Below are 18,139 nucleotides of genomic sequence, written 5' to 3'. Positions count from 1 at the left end.
GCTGAATTGTGGAGACAAAATGAGCCGGTATTACTGGGGTGTGGATTTGGGCGGCACTAAAATAGAGTGCGCAGTAATGTCTTATGATGATGATCAGTGTGTCTTACGCGAGCGAATAGCCACTGAAGGTGCGCGGGGTTATGAGCATGTTTTGTACCGAATCAAGCAACTTATTGAACTATGCGCTGAAAGAGTGGGTGAGTATCCTGTGCGCGTTGGTTTTGGAACGCCGGGTGTGCTGGACCCGCAAACTCGAGTAATGAAAAACTGTAATTCCACATCACTTAATGGCAAAGCTCTGGATAAAGATCTGGAGCAATTGTTACAAGTGCCGGTGAAATTAGCCAATGATGCCAATTGTTTTGCTCTGGCAGAAACTCATCTAGGGATAGTCAAACAAGTTAGACCCGATGCCGAAGTGGTGTTTGGGATCATAATGGGAACTGGGGTTGGCTCTGGTATTGTTGTTAACGGTAAAGTTCTTTATGGCTGCCACGGTATTGCCGGAGAGTGGGGGCATAATGTACTTGAGCCTAATGGCGAGCCTTGTTATTGCGGGAAAAATGGTTGCCTGGAAACGGTAATTTCAGGAAAGGGATTGGAAACCCATTACCAGAAGTTGGCGCAAAGAGGGTTAAGCTTGCCGGAGATTGTGGAACAAGCTGAGTTGGGTGAAAGTTTCGCGCAACATACAGTTACCCGTTTAATTGAAAAGTTCGGACTAGCTGTAGCCCAGATCATTAATGTTATTGATCCTGATGTCATTGTCGTGGGGGGAGGTGTCGGTAATATTGATGCTTTATATGAGTATGGGCCAAAAGTTATCGAGCGGCATCTGTTTAACCCTGCCTTGAATACGCAAATTGTTAAACCGGCACTGGGCGATAGTGCTGGCGTATTTGGTGCTGCGATGCTGGTAAGGTAATACAGTATTGGAATATAAAGAAGAGGCGATAGCACCTCTTCTTTATGGATGCATTTGTTGAACTTGTGTCAGCAGCGATGCTGCGATAGCGCTAAAACACAAAATTTATCATCAACGTATAAAGTTGAACGTCTTTATCTTCTCCGACAAGTTTTGGCGGTCTGACAAATTGCCCGGTGTTAAATTGCTCATAGTTTTCGTTAGTCATGTATACGCCCTGCCATTCAGCGTTAAGTGAAATGGAGTAGGTGATGTCGTAGCGAACCCCCGCAGTCAGACTATTGGATTTTCGTCGGTGGTGGCTTTCTCCGTAGACAAGGTAAGGGGTAAAGTCGCCAATATTATATGCTCCGCTTAAATACCAGTTTGTTTGGGTACTATCTGTTTGCATCTCCGTCATAAAAAGCCAGTCATCTAGGCTGTACTCGACGCCGAGAGTGTAGATATTTAGTTTATCTATAGACGGAGCCATTAGAGGGGTCATTTCAAATTGTGTGTGCATAAAGCCAGCATGGATACGATAGTTAAATCCGCTGACATCCATCGAGATACCGGCAACTCTCTCTGTATCAAATGTGATCTTGTCTGGGCCAACTTCGGTGGTATTGTCACGCTCGAACCCATAATAAGGTGACACTGTCACTGCTGTGTCGTCAGAGATATCTGCTTGCCAGCGTGCTGATAGGCCATCAAAGAAGGTAAAACCGAGAAGGCTGTCGTAGACTTCTTGTGGCGGGCGGCTCCAGGTATAGGCCTGGCCGACATAGTAATATTCAGAAGCCAAGAAAAGCGGGATCCTCAGGCGTCCGCCTTTGAAAGTCAGATTATCATCTTGGTAAGCAAGATAAGCCCATTCTAATTCCGGATCAGACCAGTTATCCTGTGGGCGTTTTACTACCTGTACAGAAGCATTAATATCATCCGTAATTAGCCAATCAGCCTGAAGACCAAAGGTCGTGTCACAGTCGTAACAGCTATTATCTGTAATTTCTCTGTGAACAAAGAGTGGAGTAGCGTTATTTGATTTGGTGACGGAAGTAGAACCAAAACCGCTAACGGAGAAGTTATCAGTGATGTCGATAGTTGCAAATGAAGAGCCGGCAAAACTGAAAAGTGATAGTGTTAAAATGTTTGAAAGCTTCATCATCTTACTCTCCCTGTAAGATTGTGATGAGAATGTTTGCACCAGCGGGAACTGAACTGACAGGCGCATATGCGATTCCATTAGGATTGTTATTTAACCATTCGATAATCTCTTTTATATCGTCACTATTGAGCTCTTTAGGTGGTGTTCCTTTTCCTGAGAAGGACAAACTTGCCCAATAACCATTCATCTGAGAAATGGACTTTCCAAGTAACATATTATAAAAGTCTTCTCTTAATATTGAGGTTTCAGGTAAATCAACCAGAACGATTTTGATACTGCCATTTAATTTCTTCGTTCTTCCCTTATAGAGCATTCGAGCCTTGCTTTTTGTAAGGTTTGGTAACTCGCTATTCAAAGAAAATACTGCAAACTCGATATCCTTTGCATTGTCGCTGGCTGAAAATGTTGAAAAGGATGGGAAAAACAAAAGTCCCCATAATGTAATAAGGGATATAAAACTTTTATACTTCAGTCCTTTGTACATTAAAAAATCCAATTTGATAAATTTATCCTGCTATAAATAATAGTATACATGTATGTAGGTACAAATAGTCATGAGAGGTTTCTACTAAAGGAGAGGATATGAGCCTGTTAAATAAAATATCAATAAAAACAAGGCTTTTGTTATTGGTTGTGCTGCCGCTCACGTTTTCTTCGATATTTACGGTTTTGGAATTAAAAGAGCTGTATGGGAAAGTCAGAGCATTAAATATTCTTGTGGCAGAAATCAAACTTCTCGATGAAACCTCTATTTTTGCATCGTCAATTCATGAGCTAAGAACAGACCGACTTCACAATAAAAATAATATAGATGCGAAGCGAAAAGCTAAAGAAGCAGTATCGGATTATTTCAGCTTGATTGATAACGTATTTCAAGGTGGTGAAAAAGAAAATGCCTCAATTGTTGTTCAAGATATGATGGATGCCATGGCGAATTTCGATAGCGTCGGTAGGGATGAAATTGATGACTGGTCGAATTGGGCGACAGATGTGATTGAGCAGTCAATAAAAAACTTGGAAAGAAATGTTGTAGATGTTGGTGAAAAAGAAATTGAACAGAAACTGCTTGTTTTATATCAATTGCAGTGGTTACAGTTATGGGCTCAGCAGGAAAATTGGTACATCCACCTTCTTATTGATGGTGTTGCAGAAGATGAAAGTGAGTTTAAGAGCCTATTAACAACAACTATTGAGAGGCAACAGCTATTTATTGACCGATACCTTTCAATAAATGCAACGCCTGCACAGATAGAGTTGCTGAGCAAAACCTTTGTTAATCCGGCTTTTGCTAATAGTTATAAGTTGCGCAATGCAATATTAACTGATATTGAAAAAGATCATGAGTTGAATTATGGAATGAAGGCTTTTGATGAGCGATTTCGGTTGATTCAGTTTGTAGTCTATGAAATTAGCAACCAACTAGTATCGGAAATAAATTACTTGGCAGATTTTGCCAAGAAACTAATGCTTTCATATGTGATCCTGATAACACTATCTCTTATCTTTATCTGTTATTTGGGCGGTAATCTAGCCCGGAGGGTTATTTTCTATTTAGGTCATATAATAAAAATCATGACTCGTATAGAGGAAGTGCCTGATAGCAAAATAAAAGTAATTGAAGATGGAAATGATGAGTTTACATTTTTTTCTAAGCAATTGAATATGTTAATCGAGGAACGGTGCCATAACAGGCATATTCTTTTGAAGGCTAAAGAGGAAGCGGAAAAGGCCAATATCGCCAAAAGTACGTTTTTGGCCAATATGTCACATGAAATACGGACACCGTTAAACGGTATTGTCGGTATGTCGGGCATATTGGCTGAAACTAGCCTGAATCCCTCTCAATCTGAGTATCTTCAGACAATAGAAACATCTTCGCAGACCTTACTATTGTTGATTAACGATATCTTGGATTTGTCCAAAATCGAATCTGGCAATTTGGTTATGTCACCATATGAATGCAATGTTCGAGAAATTGCTTACGATACTACCAGTATTGTAATGGCTAAGGCTGCTGAATCGCATAATGAATTGAGGGTCATGGTAGATTCAGAAATTCCGGATTCAGTGATCGTGGATGAGCATAGATTACGTCAGATCTTGATGAATTTAATGTCTAATGCCGTGAAGTTTACTAAAGGTGGGACAATCAGCTTAGTCATTGATAGCCGAGAGAAAGAAGAAAATATAATGGCATTGACGTTTTCAGTAATGGATACCGGAGTTGGTATTGCTGAAGATAAACAGAACCAGATTTTTGCACCATTTGTTCAGGAAGATGGCTCAATTACACGTCGTTTTGGTGGTACAGGGCTGGGGCTGACTATTTGTCGTCAGTTAGTTGAATTAATGGGAGGAGAGATTCAGCTCTTCTCCGAAAAAGGCGTGGGCAGTAATTTTTATTTTTCAATCGATGTCGAGATTGGTACGGAAGTAACGAAATCAATCCCAGAGCTATTAGGTAGGCGCTGTGTGTTGATTACTGATGATCGCCATGGAGGTGCCTGCGATATTGTGGCGGAGTGTGACAAATGGGGAATGAGTTGCGACATTCTTAAGTCAATATCGTTACTGAGTGAAGACCATGATGTTTATGATCTCGTGCTGTATTGTCCGCCGGAACATTGTGAATATCGAGAAGAATTTGCTGTTATTCGACAGAGATTGCCTAATGCGGCCTTAGTACTATGCCGACACCATTGCAGAGATAGTCATGATTTTGGTTCAGATGTGGATGGTATCGTGACATTGCCTTTGTTGGGTAATCGCTTTAGCAAAGCTTTGAAATTGGCTGTATCGAACGTTGGTATACAGCCTATTGTTAAACCAGATTTTATTTCACCTGCTTCAATAGAAGCCTCTTCGGAGGCTGGTAATGATGACTTGGCTGATGTAGTACTGGTTGTGGAAGATAACCTTGTGAACCAGAAAGTCGCTTCACTGTTTTTAAAAAAAGCGGGTTATCAATATGAACTGGCAAATAACGGTCAGGAAGCATTGGAGGCCGTTAAGCAAGGTAAGCGATACACTGCGATTTTGATGGATTGCATGATGCCGGTAATGGATGGGTTTACTGCAACGAAGGAGATTCGGCGTTGGGAGAGTAAGAAAAATTCAGGTTATCGGTTGCCAATTATTGCGCTTACGGCCAGTGTATTGGATGAAGATATCAAGAAGTGCTATGACGTCGGAATGGATGATTATATCGCGAAGCCGTTTAAGAAAGAAGTGTTGCTAGAAAAGCTTGAACAATGTGTTCAGTCAGTTAACTGATTATGCAAATTAACTGCAAATCATAAACATGAGGATAAAAGCAACGATAAGGCTTGTGAGTGGTTTGGCCTTTTACCGATTTTATTTGTGAGATATCTCTTACAAATACGTGGGATAGTAGAATAATTATGTTTGAGATTTAGTTTTTCATTTAATTAAGTTCGTTAATGTTCAATGGTTTAACGTTATAGTCTGAAATTTTATGTGATTTTGAGAAAAAAGTGTGACGTTAGGGTATTGCTTCGATTCTCAATTATCGTAATCTTAACTCTGTCGGAAGGAACTGACGGAACGGAACAGGAAAGCAGCCAGGGATGTTGGCAACCTCAGGATGAGGACGGTAGATCAGGATGATTTATCGAACATGGACTGTGAAGGGATAATCGGATGGAACCGATATGGTAGGTAGGACACTTGCCAGTCAGGACGACAAAAAGGACCGCTTCAGGAAGAAGTATGGGACACCTCCAGGAAGGAGAAGAGAGTCGAAACAGGACGCTTCGACGGGTCAGGGTTAGACCAATAGGACATCTCTAGGATAGAGACTAAAGGACTATGCTGAAGGAATCAGCCTAATCACGGAATGATGCAGGGAGCACTGTAGTAGCCGGATTGCTGCAGGTAAGACCTAAGGGCGCGACAGATGTCGCGCCCGCTCTTTTTTGGGTAAAAGAAAAACAGAACGCCGTGATTATTATATCGCGGCGTTGTTGTTTCTAGCTTGCCAGTACCGTTGTTTTACGACGGATGCTGGCTAACAACATATAGATAGCTGTGGCTAGCAACACGACAAAGAAAAAGTCCATCAAGCCATTGGCTTTTGACATGAACTGATTAGCTCCCACCGGGCCCAATGCAGAACCAATACTGTAGCTAAATAGCATGACCTGCGTTGCCGCAACAATGAATGAAGAGTCTAGGTTGTCACATGCCAGGGTGATTGAAATTGGGTAGAGGGCAAAAGCCGACATTCCCAATAGAGCTAATGCTCCGGCTAGCAGTAAATAATGTTCCGACAGGTAAGTCAGGCCAATTGCAAATACCCCTAATAGCGACATCATGGCAAGTAGCAAAGTCTTGCTCATTTTTACAGATAGTCTGCCGATGATTGGCTGAATAATCATACCGCCAAGGATTATTGCGGCCATTAAGACACCAATTTTATCAGTATCAAGTTGATTTTGTTTTAATGCTAAAGGCATCAGGCCGTAAATACTACCCATTACCACGCCTGAAGTAATACAACCAATAATCGCGGGCTTACTAAGGCGACTTATTTGCCTGGCAGATAGGCTTTGGTGTTGGGTAATGTTTGGCTGCCCCTGGCGTATCATCATAGGTGGCAGTATCGCTGCAAACAGTAATACCAGAACGGTAATAAATGGTGCAAAGCCTTGTGTGCCGATGATGCCAACACCAAGCTGTCCGATAGTTGACCCGCCATATAGTGAAGTCATATAGATGCCAAGGCGCTTTGCTCTCTCTTTTGCACTATCGCCGATCAGCAGCCAAGACTCCACAACAACAAAGATACCTGCGACAGCCATACCAGCAATTAACCGCATTAATAGCCAGGCATCTTTGTTGGGAAAAAGAGCCTGAATAACAACAGTGGTTGCTAATAGTACGAGGAAACTAATAAATGCAAAGCGATGACCAATCTTGGCAATAATTGGCTCGATCATCATTGAACCAACTAATAAGCCAATATAATAAGTGCTTGCTAACCAGCTTGCATAACTTGTCTCGATCTTAAAACTTGCCAAAGAAAGGGGAATTAAGCTCATTAGGTAGCCGGAAGCAATTGCAAATAAAGTCAGTCCTGCAACTGGCACAAAAATGCCTTCGCTTTTGCGACAAGTAGTGTTGAGTGTCACTACCGTAGTCTCCACATAAATAAATTAAGTTATAAAAATCCATTAACAACAACATGTTAACCATAATAATGGTTAAGTTCTAAGAAAGCAGGATGCTTCCACAGGGTGTTGGCAAGGCAGCAAATAAATGGTTTTCGGATGAAAACGGGGGGGAATATGAAGGTTTATTTTGAATTCGTAAAATGAGAAAAACTAATGTGATGGCACTGTTTTTATTATTTGAGGTAAATTTGTAGATTAATAGTTAGAGCTATGTCCATTTTGGGGTTTTAATTGCTGTAAGAGTTTTATTTATACGTATTTAAATCAATTGGTTACTTGTTTTTATTGTGGTTTCTTAATTTTTACTTATCAAGTAATGATTAGAGCTGTAAAAGCTGATTTTAAGTGGTTTTTTGCGCTAGCAATGAAAAAAAATTTTGAAGGGCATCATATTTAGATAAATGGAAGGGGGGATCTAATCAGAACACTTAGATTTTGGGTCGTGGAGCATCGCAATAGTGCAAGTATTCCTCTTTATGGTGCGTTGTGGGACGCTGATTTTTTTAAGTTATTGAATTTTAAATGGCAAAAAGTTGGCGTTAGATTTGCTATATATCTAATGGACGATGGCACTTCGGCTCTCAGGCTGACCTTTTTCTAGTCCCTTGCAGGCTGAAAGACGAAGCACCGTTGTTAGTCGGTACATAGTCACTTTGTCTGATGACGTTACAGTACTGCTCCCCAGTAGCGGGGGGAGCAGTACTTTCTTTTTTCTAACTCAAAGTATAGTTTCCGATTGACTGCCGGATACGTTTGAAGTGTGAAAAAAGCGACTGTCTTTGGGAAAGAAGGCAATCTCTCGGATTGAATACACATAAGCTCAATATGGGGCAACTGAAAAACAATTAATGCTTTGATGTAACAGATAATATTAAATTAAAGCCAGTCAAAATGACTGGCTTTAACCCTGTAAATAATTCAGTTTTAAGCTAGCTTGGTTTTAGCGCTTATTACGAAGGTAACGCTTGCGGCGCTCTTCTTTTTTCTTCGCTTTTTCTTCAGCTTTACGCTCAGACTCAACAGCGACATCAATCAGCTCTTGGGTGATCATCTCAGGGCGTTCCATCGTGATATGACCAAGCGTGCCATTACGTAGCTCATTGATAAGAATTTCAGAGGCTTTGTGAAGATCGACTCGGCCACCACTTTTCAGGCAGCCACGTTTACGTCCGATCTCTTCCATTAATTCAATTTCAGTTTCTGGTAGTTCATCATCAAGGTTATATCGCGCCTTGATTAGCTCCGGATAGGCTTCTTTCAGGTATTCAACAGTGAAGAATGCCACATCGATATAGTCCATTGCCGTATCTTTAACGGCACCGGTTGCGGCCAGGCGGAAACCACTGTGTGGATTTTCAACTTTAGGCCACAGGATCCCCGGCGTATCAGACAGGACAATGCCGTTTTGCAGGTTAATACGCTGCTGCTGGCGGGTTACTGCTGGTTGGTTACCGGTTACTGCAATTGTGCGGCCTGCAAGTGTATTGATGATGGTTGATTTACCCACATTCGGGATGCCCATGATCATGGTACGAATGTTTTTGCCCATTTCCTCACGGTGCGGTGCAAGCTTGCGGCAAAGCTCGGTGATTTTGTTTACTTCGTTAATGTTTTCGGTAGTGATGGCAATCGCTTTTACACCTTGCTCTTTTTCAAGGTGTTCAATCCACATCTGGGTCATTTCTGGGTCGGCCAGGTCTCGCTTGTTCAGTACTTTAACGACAGGCTTGGCGTTTTTTTCACGAAATGTTTTGATCAGCGGGTTTTCACTGCTGAAAGGAATGCGCGCATCAAGTACCTCAATGATGACATCGATCTTTGGAAGTACTTCTTCGATCTCTTTACGAGCCTTGTGCATGTGGCCCGGGAACCATTGGATAGTCTGACTACTCATTTGATTTTTAACTCTTTTTTATTTTAGCTGTGCCGTTTTGGGTACTAAAGACGCGAGCTAACGATATGGGGTAAGTAGCCGATGACGGCATAAGGCTTTTTAGACTTGTTGTGTCAGGCATTTTGTCACCAGTGCTTACGAATATGCAGATATTGAAACTTGAGGGTGAGTTTAACGTACTGGGAGCGAGACATAAATCACTTTAATATCTGAATGCTTTTATAGCAGAAACGTCGGTGTAGTTGGGTGTTTTTTATATACCATAGAGGGGGGAATGCTCCCCGCTGAGCTTTGGTTGCGAAGTTTATATTTTGTATCTACTCAGCAATAGGTACATGTGTGTAGTGTTATGTGCTTTGACTAAAAGTTGATTGAGGTACAATGGGCCTCACTAAAAACTAATATAACGGTTTACCATGACAGCACTAACGACAATGACTTTCTTTGAACGTTTTGAAGCAGATATCTTAGCGAATAAAAAGACGATAACGATTCGAGATGAGTCTGAAAGAAATTATGAGCCAGGAACGATAGTTCATGTTTCCACTTTTGAAGATGGAAGAGAATTTTGCCATTTAGAAATTTTGTCGGTAAAGCCAATCTTGTTTGATGAGCTATCAGATTTTCATGCGGAACAAGAAAACATGTCCTTACCTGTGCTTAAAGAGGTAATTCAAGAAATCTATCCGGGTATTAAGCAATTGTATGTTATCTCATATAAGCTTGTGGATTAGGTCAACAAATAGTTGATGCGTCATAAATTATAAAAAAACTTCTAATGAAGACGTATTCTTTAGTTATGATTCTAAAGTTGTTTTTGTTTGATATTAAACCTGCACAAAAGGTTCGCAGTTGAAGGCTGGAAGGCCAAAAGCTCTAAGTGCGTCGATATAGCAATTTAACCGAATCTGTCCGATAGGGTGTGCTTCGGTCAATAATCCGTCGTTGACTGCACAATGATTAAAAGTAATTGGTGTGCTTTCTCTTTTAGTTTTCAGGATCTCAAATAGGATTTGCGAGCGGTGGACATGGTTTGAGCCACTGATGATCGTTGCGCTTCGGACTTGCATTTTTTCCAAAATACCCAGGGTGAAAATGGCATTATCGATGGTATTGATAGCCTGATCTTCTTCGATGATACGTTTTGCCGCCAAACGATTTTCTATGAGCCAGAGCTTCATCTGCTGCGACTCTGTCTTTCCGTTTTTAGCAACTCCGCCTGTCACAACAATCAGGCTGGCAGGAAACTGTTGTGATAATTGTTGGGCAACCTTTAGACGCTGAACCAGACGGTTAGTCATGGTTCCATCGTTATTTAGCATATATCCCATGATTATAATGGCGTGTTTACCGTTTGGTTGTTGTGTTGATTTGAGGCTATTCCTACCAGAAAGGTAGCAAAGTGGCTTCGTTAGTATGGCGCAGGTATGCGCTAAGAGGTGCTGAACTCGATTTGTTTGCTCGGTATTGATTTGTCGAAACTGGCTGAGGTAATTGTCAGCCGCTTTTATGTCGCCATTATAATGATGCCAAACTGTTAGATAAGTAAGTGCGATACATTGCTCATCGCTCGTTGTGGCTGAAAGCAGACTCTGTTGGTAGCCTTTAAGAGCCTCGCTGATTTTTCCGCGAAATGACTGCATATTAGCAATGGTTAACGGCAGTCCGAAATGTTCGGGTGAAAGAGAAATAGCCTGACAAAGGTAGTGTTCGACAGCTTCAAGGTTAGTGACTTTCCTGCCGTTAAGCGGGTAATTGTTCCTGTTATTACTGTTATAGGCATTCAGTGCATTTTTCAGGCTTTGAGTCATCATGAGCCTAATTGTCCTTTTAAACTCGCCCTTCGGGAGCGCTCTGGTATTACTTCCATCTTTTGACTTCAGGATAATGCTACAGCTTGAGTATGAATTCAATTTTGAACGAAGAAAAATAAAACCGCCTGTGATGGCAGGCGGTTTACGGACTATTTCGAGGTACTTATTACTTGTTAGGTAAATCTTTTTCCCATTGTATTAGCTTACCTTTCGGCCAATGGGCACCGATGTCGTGGTATTTTTTCTCAAGCAGGTGACGCTTGATTTTCAGGGTTGGGGTCAGCAAGCCGTTTTCAATGCTCCATGGTTCCTCAACCATCAGTACACCCTTGATCCTGGCGTGAGATTCCATCTCTACGTTAATGGTATTGATGATCTCAGTGACCTTGCGTTCATAACGTTCATAGTCAAAGTTAGGGAAATCATGTGGAATAGCAAGTAAGATTGGACCAGGCATACCAGATCCGACTACACACATCATTTCTATATTGCTGAGCTCGAACAGGCGTTTTTCAATCGGAACAGGGGCAACAAATTTACCTTTGGCTGTCTTGAATGTATCGTTCTTACGCCCTTGGATAGAGAGGTAGCCTTCATCATCGAGGAAACCAATATCACCGGTATGTAGCCAGCCGTCATCATCAAAGCACTCTTTGGAGGCTTCTTCGTTTTTATAGTAACCTGAGAACAGGCCAGCACCTCGAACCAGAATCTCTTCATCATCCGCAATTTTAATCTCAATTCCTGGGCCGGCATTACCTACCGTACCGATCTTCTCGCTACGGAATGGGTGGTTAATGGTGCTGTAGGCGAAAGATTCAGTCATACCCCAGGCTTCCGTGATATGAAGGCCGATACTTTCATACCAGCGAAGTAGTGCCGCAGAGACTGGCGCTGAGCCACAGCCCAGGACTCGGGCTTTGTTCAAACCAAGGCCGTCGGCCAGCTTGCGTTTGATTACGCCGGAGATAAACGGGATTTTCAGTAAAATGTTTAATTTGCCCTGTGGCAGTTTCTCCAGAATGCGCTGCTGGAATAAAGTCCATAGGCGTGGAACTGAAATAAACAGGGTTGGGCGTTGCATCTTCATATCATCGATAAAGGTATCCAGTGATTCAGGGAATGCTACTTGCATCCCAGCCATAACCGATGAACCAAAGATGTATACACGCTCGGTAATATGAGCTAGTGGCAGGTAGGAGAACAGGCGTTCGTCATCTTGCATACCGATATGGTCAATTAACCGCTGGGCAGTCCAGGCAAAAGCACCGTAGGTCAGCATTGCACCTTTTGGCAGTCCCGAAGTACCAGAGGTGTATACAATAGACATCAAATCGTTGGGTTTGTGTTGAGGACGGTCTTTACTTGGCTCATTTTCTGAGAGCAAGGTATTTAATTCGTATTTACAAGGAGGCGCACTAGGGTATGGGAAAGAAACTGTCGGTAAAGCAGGGTATTTTTCTAGAATTAAATTAACGGCTTTACTGTCATCCAGCTTACCAATCAAGAGTACTTTTGACTCACTATGAGTTACACAGTGTTCGATGGTTTCAGGCCCGGCTGTGGGGAAGATTGGGACGCTGATGTAACCACCCAGCATTAGTGCGAGGTCAGTAATGAACCATTCGGCGCAGTTTTTTGACATTAGTGCAACACGATCACCTGGCTGAACGCCCATACTGCGTAACGCACTGACGAGACGAAGGGCCTTGTCCGCAACTTGAGCATAGGTGAAGTCGACGAACTGGCGGTTAATAATCTGACGAAGATAGATTTCGTTCGGGCGTTCTGCTGCCCATTTTAAAATCATCTCATTCGGTAGGGGCTGCGTCATGATTGTGTCTCTTATGCGTTCCGTGGGCAGAGGTAAAGTCATAATATCGTCCTTGTTGATGTTACCACTTTGTTAATTTAAAGCTCTCTTGGCTAGGCCGTCAAGTACCTGTTTTTCATGAAAGTCCTGTATCAAAGTATGAAAAAAGAGTGACCGATGTCAAATAAATTTAACCTTTTGTTAATGTTTCGATCGGGAAGTTTAAACAAGTGTATGTTTTTCTTGTGGTCTTGGAAGCTTTATGTGCAGGTTGGTACTTATGATAAGGCGAAGGCTAGCGGATGATTTCTGCTTTGTATTGTTGTGAAATTAGTTGAGTACAAATCGTTATTTGTTATGCATCAATGCTATTAACAGTCCGATAAATGTGCTCTATTTGCCTGAATTTATAGTCATTTTTATAATTTTTCGCATAGGTATTCAGGTTTTTCGTGTTATGGTTTGAAAAATAGAAAAAATCAGCAAGAATACTAGTTAACAGGATAGCATTTTGTAATATTGCTCGAACAGCAACGGATAACCATAACTTGAGATATTCCATCGGATAGTTTTTCGATGGTTTTTTGTTGATGTAATAAAAAGTATAAAGAGTCAACTCATTATGCCAAAGCGTAGTAAAGAAGATACAGAGATTACAATCCAGAAGATCATGGATGCTGTTGTAGATCAGATCCTGACACTGGGTTATGACAAGATGTCATACACAACATTAAGCAAGCAGACAGGTATTTCACGAACAGGTATTAGTCATCACTTCCCTAAGAAGAAAGATTTTGCTAATGCTTTAGACGGACGGATTTTCCGTTTGTTTGTCGATAAGCTTGATTTAGAAAATGGTATGGATGGATTCGTCAAAAGCTGGTTAGCCGCGCTTGACGATGAGAAATTCCGTGCGACTTTACGCTTGCTTTTCCATCACATTGCTTCTGCTGAAGAAACGGATGAGTTTGCCAAACGTGGTATTGAGCGCCTGTATGCGTTGTGTCAGGAGCGATTTGGTGACGGTAGCGACAAAGAGCTTGAGTGGCTTTTGGGTAAGTCACTAATTAGCTTAGTAAAATAAGTTAACGTCTTTAGTATAAAAAACAGCTTCCAAGTGGAGCTGTTTTTTATATGGGATATCTTGTGAAAAAATACTGGGAAGTTTGGCCTGGTATTTTTTCCTCTACCTCTACGTAGTAGGTTTTTACTGTGATGACAAGATAAGCCTGCTTATGCTGTGTATAATCATAGTGTTGTATTTACCTAATAATGAGAAAATATATGCTTAAGTATATTATGTTGGCGCTGGTGGGTGTTGGTATCTATATCGGTGTGACATATAAAGATCAGATTGAAGATTTGACCGATTCTCGCTCAATGGAAGAGGTTCAGGACGTTTTTGAAGATGCCAGAGATCAGGCTGAAGATACGGCAGGTGAGCTAACTGATAAATTTGAAGAGCTAAAGTCAAAGGTTCAGTAGCATTAAAGTAAAGCTAATGCGTGATTGTCGCTGTGGCATTAAGGTAAGAATAAAAGAGGCAGCCAGTTGGCTGCCTCTTGTTATTTATGATGTGTGTGTTTGCTTATTTTTTTATGATTGCTGCGCCGCTTCAGGCGCTTCCATCTTTGCTTCTGAGGCCTTACATGCAGCAGCAGTGAAGATAACGTCTGTTGAGCTGTTCAGCGCGGTTTCAGCAGAATCCTGAATAACACCGATGATGAAGCCAACAGCGACAACCTGCATTGCAACGTCATTAGAGATACCAAACAGGCTACAAGCCAGAGGGATCAGCAGTAGTGAACCACCGGCAACACCTGATGCACCACATGCCGATACTGCAGCAACAACACTCAGCAGTACTGCTGTTGCCATATCAACCTGAATACCTAGCGTGTGTACAGCAGCAAGAGTCAGCACTGTGATAGTGATTGCCGCACCACCCATGTTAATGGTTGCACCCAGTGGGATTGATACAGAGTACGTATCTTCGTGCAGGTCAAGGTTCTTACACAGCTGCATGTTTACCGGAATGTTTGCTGCAGAACTACGTGTGAAGAAAGCAGTGATACCACTTTCACGCAGACAGCGCAGTACCAGCGGGTATGGGTTTTCTTTAGTTTTGTAGAAAACAATCAGCGGGTTAACAACAAGCGCGATAATCAGCATAGAGCCCAGCAGAACGGCCAGCAGGTGAGCATAACCAGCAATGGCAGAAAAACCGGTTGCTGCGAAAGTGTTAGCTACAAGACCAAAGATACCGATAGGAGCCAGGCGGATAACGAAGCGAACGATCATTGTGATGCCGTTTGAAACGTCATGGAAAACTTGCTTAGTGGCATCGCTTGCCTGATGAAGGGCAAAACCTAGTGCGATAGCCCATGCCAGGATACCGATGAAGTTACCCGTCATTAGAGCGTTAACTGGGTTATCAACGATCTTGAATAGCAGAGTATTGATAACTTCAGTAATGCCTTCCGGTGGAGTGGCACTCGTTGCACTTGCTACCAGAGTCAGAGTGGTTGGAAAAAGGAAACTCATGATAACAGCAGTCAGGGCAGCCATCAGTGTACCGAACAGGTACAAAACGATGATTGGCTTCATATTGGTATGAGCGCCTTTCTTCTGGTTTGCGATAGAAGAAGCGACCAGGATGAATACCAGAATAGGGGCAACGGCTTTCAGGGCGCTAACGAAAAGACCACCAAGAAAACCGACTTTGACGGCTGATTCCGGAGCGACTGACGCAAAGAGGATACCGGCGATGATACCAACGAGAATCTGGATAACCAGACTTCCGTTAGCAACTCGGGCTAAAAAGGGTTGTTGTGCTTGGTTCATACTAATTCCTGTATAAATTTATTATATGGTTGAAGCATTATATTTTACTCACAGAATTGTTTTTAACAGGAACGTTGTAATTTTTCCACCATTCTTTTGGTGAACTTTAACTTTACATGCTGTTAACGTGATATTTCACTGTCAGAGGGTAGCGCTTTAAATACGGGGCTTTCATTTAGTAGCACGTTAACAACAGCTAACAGGCGGCAGCTGAAAATTGTTAATAAAAAGCTCGCGTTAGGCGCGAGCTTTTTATTTTTAAGGATTGGCAGGGCAAATAATTGTAATTATCTTTCAGGAACCAGCGGGGCTAATGCCTGATTTTTAGTGCTTACATTCTTCTTTGTGGGTTTGTTACTTTTGAGTGAGCGAATCAGCGCCATCAGCTCTTTGTTGTCCCACTGTTCGGGCTCTTTGCCAAAGTGCGCATTCATCATTGCTGTGACTTGTTGATGAAGTGCTTCCTGCTGAGGATGCTCAGGATTACTCTCAGCCCACTGTTTGTAATAGGTATGGACTTTAATCGGCTCCTTAGCTTCTGCTGCTTGCTTCATCCCGGCAAGGGGAGTAGAGGGAACCATTCTTTGCCCACTGCCAGGCATAGCCACAGTCTGTTTTGAGAATCGTGTCTTTAGCCACAAAATAGTAGTGATTAGCCACAATGTGGCAAACAACGCTGTCAGCCATGGCCAAAAGCCGGAATCTATTACTACCTTAGTGATCACCTGAGGCTCTACTGGGGCTGTTTGCTGATCTTGTGGGGTAGAAACCGAATTGCTAACAGGTGGCAGGACAACATTATTGGTGTTATCTCCTGGCAGGATGTTCAGTTCCATCCCTTCGATCCTGCTGGTTTCCTGTTTATCAGCTTGAGTATTCCACCAATTCACAGCCAAGGAAGGTAGTGAGAGTTTGCCTTCAGCTCGCGGGATGATCACTTGTTTAAGTGTCATCACCGTATATTCCCCCTCATTGCCGTAAACTGGCTTTTCATCATAAACTTTCACTGTTTTCGGGTACGGCAGAGTCAGGTTTGGCATGTTGCTCTGTTCTGCATTTTTGATCCGCAGACTAATGGTGCGGGTCAGAGGCTCACCGACTTTTAGCTCAGCTCCTTCTGGTTGCCAGTCCTGCTCAAGATGAAGATCTTCTGTTGGGATCCATAATCCTTGATATCCGGCAGGTTTGCCTTTGATACTAAGAGTAATGTCGTCTGTTTTCTGGCTAACAGGAACCTGCAATCTGGAACCAAACCCTCGACCACCTTTAATCACGCTACCGTTAAATGCGGCACCATTGAGTACAATTGCCCCCGGTTTTGTCGGAGTGATTTGGTAATCACGCAGGATGATCACATAGCGGCGACCGTTCAGCACTGTTTCTGTCTGGCGATCATCACCGATTTGCCTTATCTCAAGCCCGTCACCGGAAGGCGGGGTAAGTGACGCCTGGCTCATTTGTTCACCGATGCGAAGACGGACTTTGTAGCGAAAACTCTCACCGACATAGAACTGCCTTTTGTCCAGCTCCGCATCAAGCCGGATTGCTGGCTGATTAAGCGGCTTGGAGCTGGTTGTGCTGCTTTTCATCGAGGTGATGACAATTGGATCGGTTGTTGTTGCACCAATACGGAAACTAGGAATGGTGAAGTCACCAATCTCTTTCGCCGTGATGGCAACGCGCCATTGTGTGTTGCGAGTAACAACACCATTGATCATGGATGTGTTACTGCTGACACTTGGTGTGCCATAGATAAAATTTTGATCCAGTGATGAAAGGTCTAATGCGTTGCTGTTGACGCTGTTATCAATGGCAATAGTCAGCTGAAACACTTCGTTGACGGCAACGATGTTTTTAGACACGGTTGCCACAGCTTGTGCTGCCTGAGCTAACGAGGGCGTCATTATGGCTGAAACCATAATCAGTATGCCGTAGATAATCCCTCTGTTGAGACCTGAACTGGCCCGGCGAAAGCTGCCGATGAGTGGGATGCAGTTGTTCTTCATCATATCCATTTCTGTATTACCATGAATTCTCAGTCGCTTTGGGAGCGTCTTTTTGACGAGCCTGTAAAATCAGCTGGGCACGAATCAGTGCGCTGGTATCATCAGGTACTTGTTCCAGCTTTTTTAAAACCGGATCGCTGGCTGATAGTGAGCTTTGCTGTTGTCCGTCATTGTTCAGAGCCGCCATGCTTTTGTCTGGTTTGTCACTCTTCTCATCGTTATTAGCTGTTTGCTGAGCTAACGCCTGTTGAGGGTCATCCTTAGGGTTTGACGGATCTGCTTGTTGATTCATTTCATTTGAAGCAGCAGAGTGCTGTTTGTCCTTATCGCTTTGTTCGCTGTTGCCATTTTGTCTCTGTTGCTCATCACGCTGGTTTTTATTACCTGCCTGTTGAGATTCTTCACTCTGGCTGTCAGCATTCTGCTGATTCTGCTGATTCTGCTGATTCTGCTGATTCTGCTGATTCTGCTGATTCTGCTGATTCTGCTGATTCTGCTGATTCT

At 42.7% G+C, this 18,139-nt stretch carries 13 protein-coding genes and 1 pseudogene; 5 read left to right on the top strand and 9 right to left on the bottom strand.

The window, feature by feature from the left end; genetic code table 11:
* The first annotated feature begins 19 nt into the window (after window positions 1-19).
* The gene (locus Q0852_RS16210; RefSeq protein WP_299019683.1) at window positions 20-925 is read left to right on the top strand and encodes an ROK family protein; all 906 of its coding nucleotides are present in this window, start codon (window positions 20-22) and stop codon (window positions 923-925) included.
* 91 nt (window positions 926-1,016) lie between these two features.
* On the opposite strand, the gene Q0852_RS16205 is transcribed toward Q0852_RS16210, so the two are convergent.
* Window positions 1,017-2,072, bottom strand: coding sequence for a porin (locus Q0852_RS16205; RefSeq protein WP_299019681.1), 1,056 nt, complete (start codon window positions 2,070-2,072; stop codon window positions 1,017-1,019).
* A 1-nt stretch (window position 2,073) separates the two neighbouring features.
* The gene (locus tag Q0852_RS16200) at window positions 2,074-2,556 is read right to left on the bottom strand and encodes a hypothetical protein (RefSeq protein WP_299019679.1); all 483 of its coding nucleotides are present in this window, start codon (window positions 2,554-2,556) and stop codon (window positions 2,074-2,076) included.
* A gap of 98 nt (window positions 2,557-2,654) precedes the next feature.
* On the opposite strand from Q0852_RS16200, the gene Q0852_RS16195 reads away from it, so the two are divergent.
* Window positions 2,655-5,345 (top strand): ATP-binding protein, encoded by a 2,691-nt coding sequence (locus tag Q0852_RS16195; RefSeq protein WP_299019677.1) that lies wholly within the window; start codon window positions 2,655-2,657, stop codon window positions 5,343-5,345.
* A gap of 716 nt (window positions 5,346-6,061) precedes the next feature.
* Here Q0852_RS16195 and Q0852_RS16190 read toward each other — a convergent pair.
* A complete protein-coding gene (locus tag Q0852_RS16190; RefSeq protein ID WP_299019675.1) occupies window positions 6,062-7,222 on the bottom strand; it encodes an MFS transporter in 1,161 nt (386 codons plus the stop codon).
* Window positions 7,223-8,204: 982 nt separating this feature from the next.
* On the bottom strand, window positions 8,205-9,158 hold the full coding sequence (ylqF, locus tag Q0852_RS16185; RefSeq protein WP_299019673.1) for a ribosome biogenesis GTPase YlqF: 954 nt from the start codon (window positions 9,156-9,158) through the stop codon (window positions 8,205-8,207).
* 416 nt (window positions 9,159-9,574) lie between these two features.
* On the opposite strand from ylqF, the gene yqfB reads away from it, so the two are divergent.
* The gene (gene yqfB / locus Q0852_RS16180) at window positions 9,575-9,892 is read left to right on the top strand and encodes a N(4)-acetylcytidine aminohydrolase (RefSeq protein WP_299019671.1); all 318 of its coding nucleotides are present in this window, start codon (window positions 9,575-9,577) and stop codon (window positions 9,890-9,892) included.
* A gap of 93 nt (window positions 9,893-9,985) precedes the next feature.
* On the opposite strand, the gene Q0852_RS16175 is transcribed toward yqfB, so the two are convergent.
* Together Q0852_RS16175 and Q0852_RS16170 are read right to left on the bottom strand one after the other, a co-directional pair.
* Window positions 9,986-10,972 (bottom strand): YdcF family protein, encoded by a 987-nt coding sequence (locus tag Q0852_RS16175; protein ID WP_299019669.1) that lies wholly within the window; start codon window positions 10,970-10,972, stop codon window positions 9,986-9,988.
* 166 nt (window positions 10,973-11,138) lie between these two features.
* Window positions 11,139-12,806: an AMP-binding protein gene (locus Q0852_RS16170; RefSeq protein WP_299019667.1), complete on the bottom strand. Its 1,668-nt coding sequence runs from the start codon at window positions 12,804-12,806 to the stop codon at window positions 11,139-11,141.
* Between the two features lie 601 nt (window positions 12,807-13,407).
* On the opposite strand from Q0852_RS16170, the gene Q0852_RS16165 reads away from it, so the two are divergent.
* Both Q0852_RS16165 and Q0852_RS16160 read left to right on the top strand, forming a co-directional pair.
* Entirely contained in the window at window positions 13,408-13,869 is a 462-nt protein-coding gene (locus Q0852_RS16165) for a TetR family transcriptional regulator (protein ID WP_299019664.1), read from the top strand.
* Window positions 13,870-14,069: 200 nt separating this feature from the next.
* On the top strand, window positions 14,070-14,270 hold the full coding sequence (locus tag Q0852_RS16160) for a YtxH domain-containing protein (protein ID WP_299019662.1): 201 nt from the start codon (window positions 14,070-14,072) through the stop codon (window positions 14,268-14,270).
* A gap of 111 nt (window positions 14,271-14,381) precedes the next feature.
* Here Q0852_RS16160 and sstT read toward each other — a convergent pair whose 3' ends face one another.
* From sstT to Q0852_RS16145, 3 genes and pseudogenes are all read right to left on the bottom strand, one after another.
* Window positions 14,382-15,629 carry a serine/threonine transporter SstT gene (gene sstT / locus Q0852_RS16155; RefSeq protein WP_299019660.1) on the bottom strand — a complete coding sequence of 416 codons (1,248 nt, stop codon included), beginning with the start codon at window positions 15,627-15,629 and terminating at the stop codon, window positions 14,382-14,384.
* A 287-nt stretch (window positions 15,630-15,916) separates the two neighbouring features.
* Window positions 15,917-17,638, bottom strand: coding sequence for a BatD family protein (locus Q0852_RS16150; RefSeq protein WP_299019658.1), 1,722 nt, complete (start codon window positions 17,636-17,638; stop codon window positions 15,917-15,919).
* Between the two features lie 13 nt (window positions 17,639-17,651).
* Window positions 17,652-18,139, bottom strand: a pseudogene (locus Q0852_RS16145) (hypothetical protein); the annotation flags it as partial.

It is taken from the genome of uncultured Photobacterium sp. (assembly GCF_947502415.1).
Classification (GTDB): Bacteria; Pseudomonadota; Gammaproteobacteria; order Enterobacterales; family Vibrionaceae; genus Photobacterium.
Note: the sequence above shows the minus strand (reverse complement) of the source record. Positions and strands in the feature narration are given on the sequence as shown.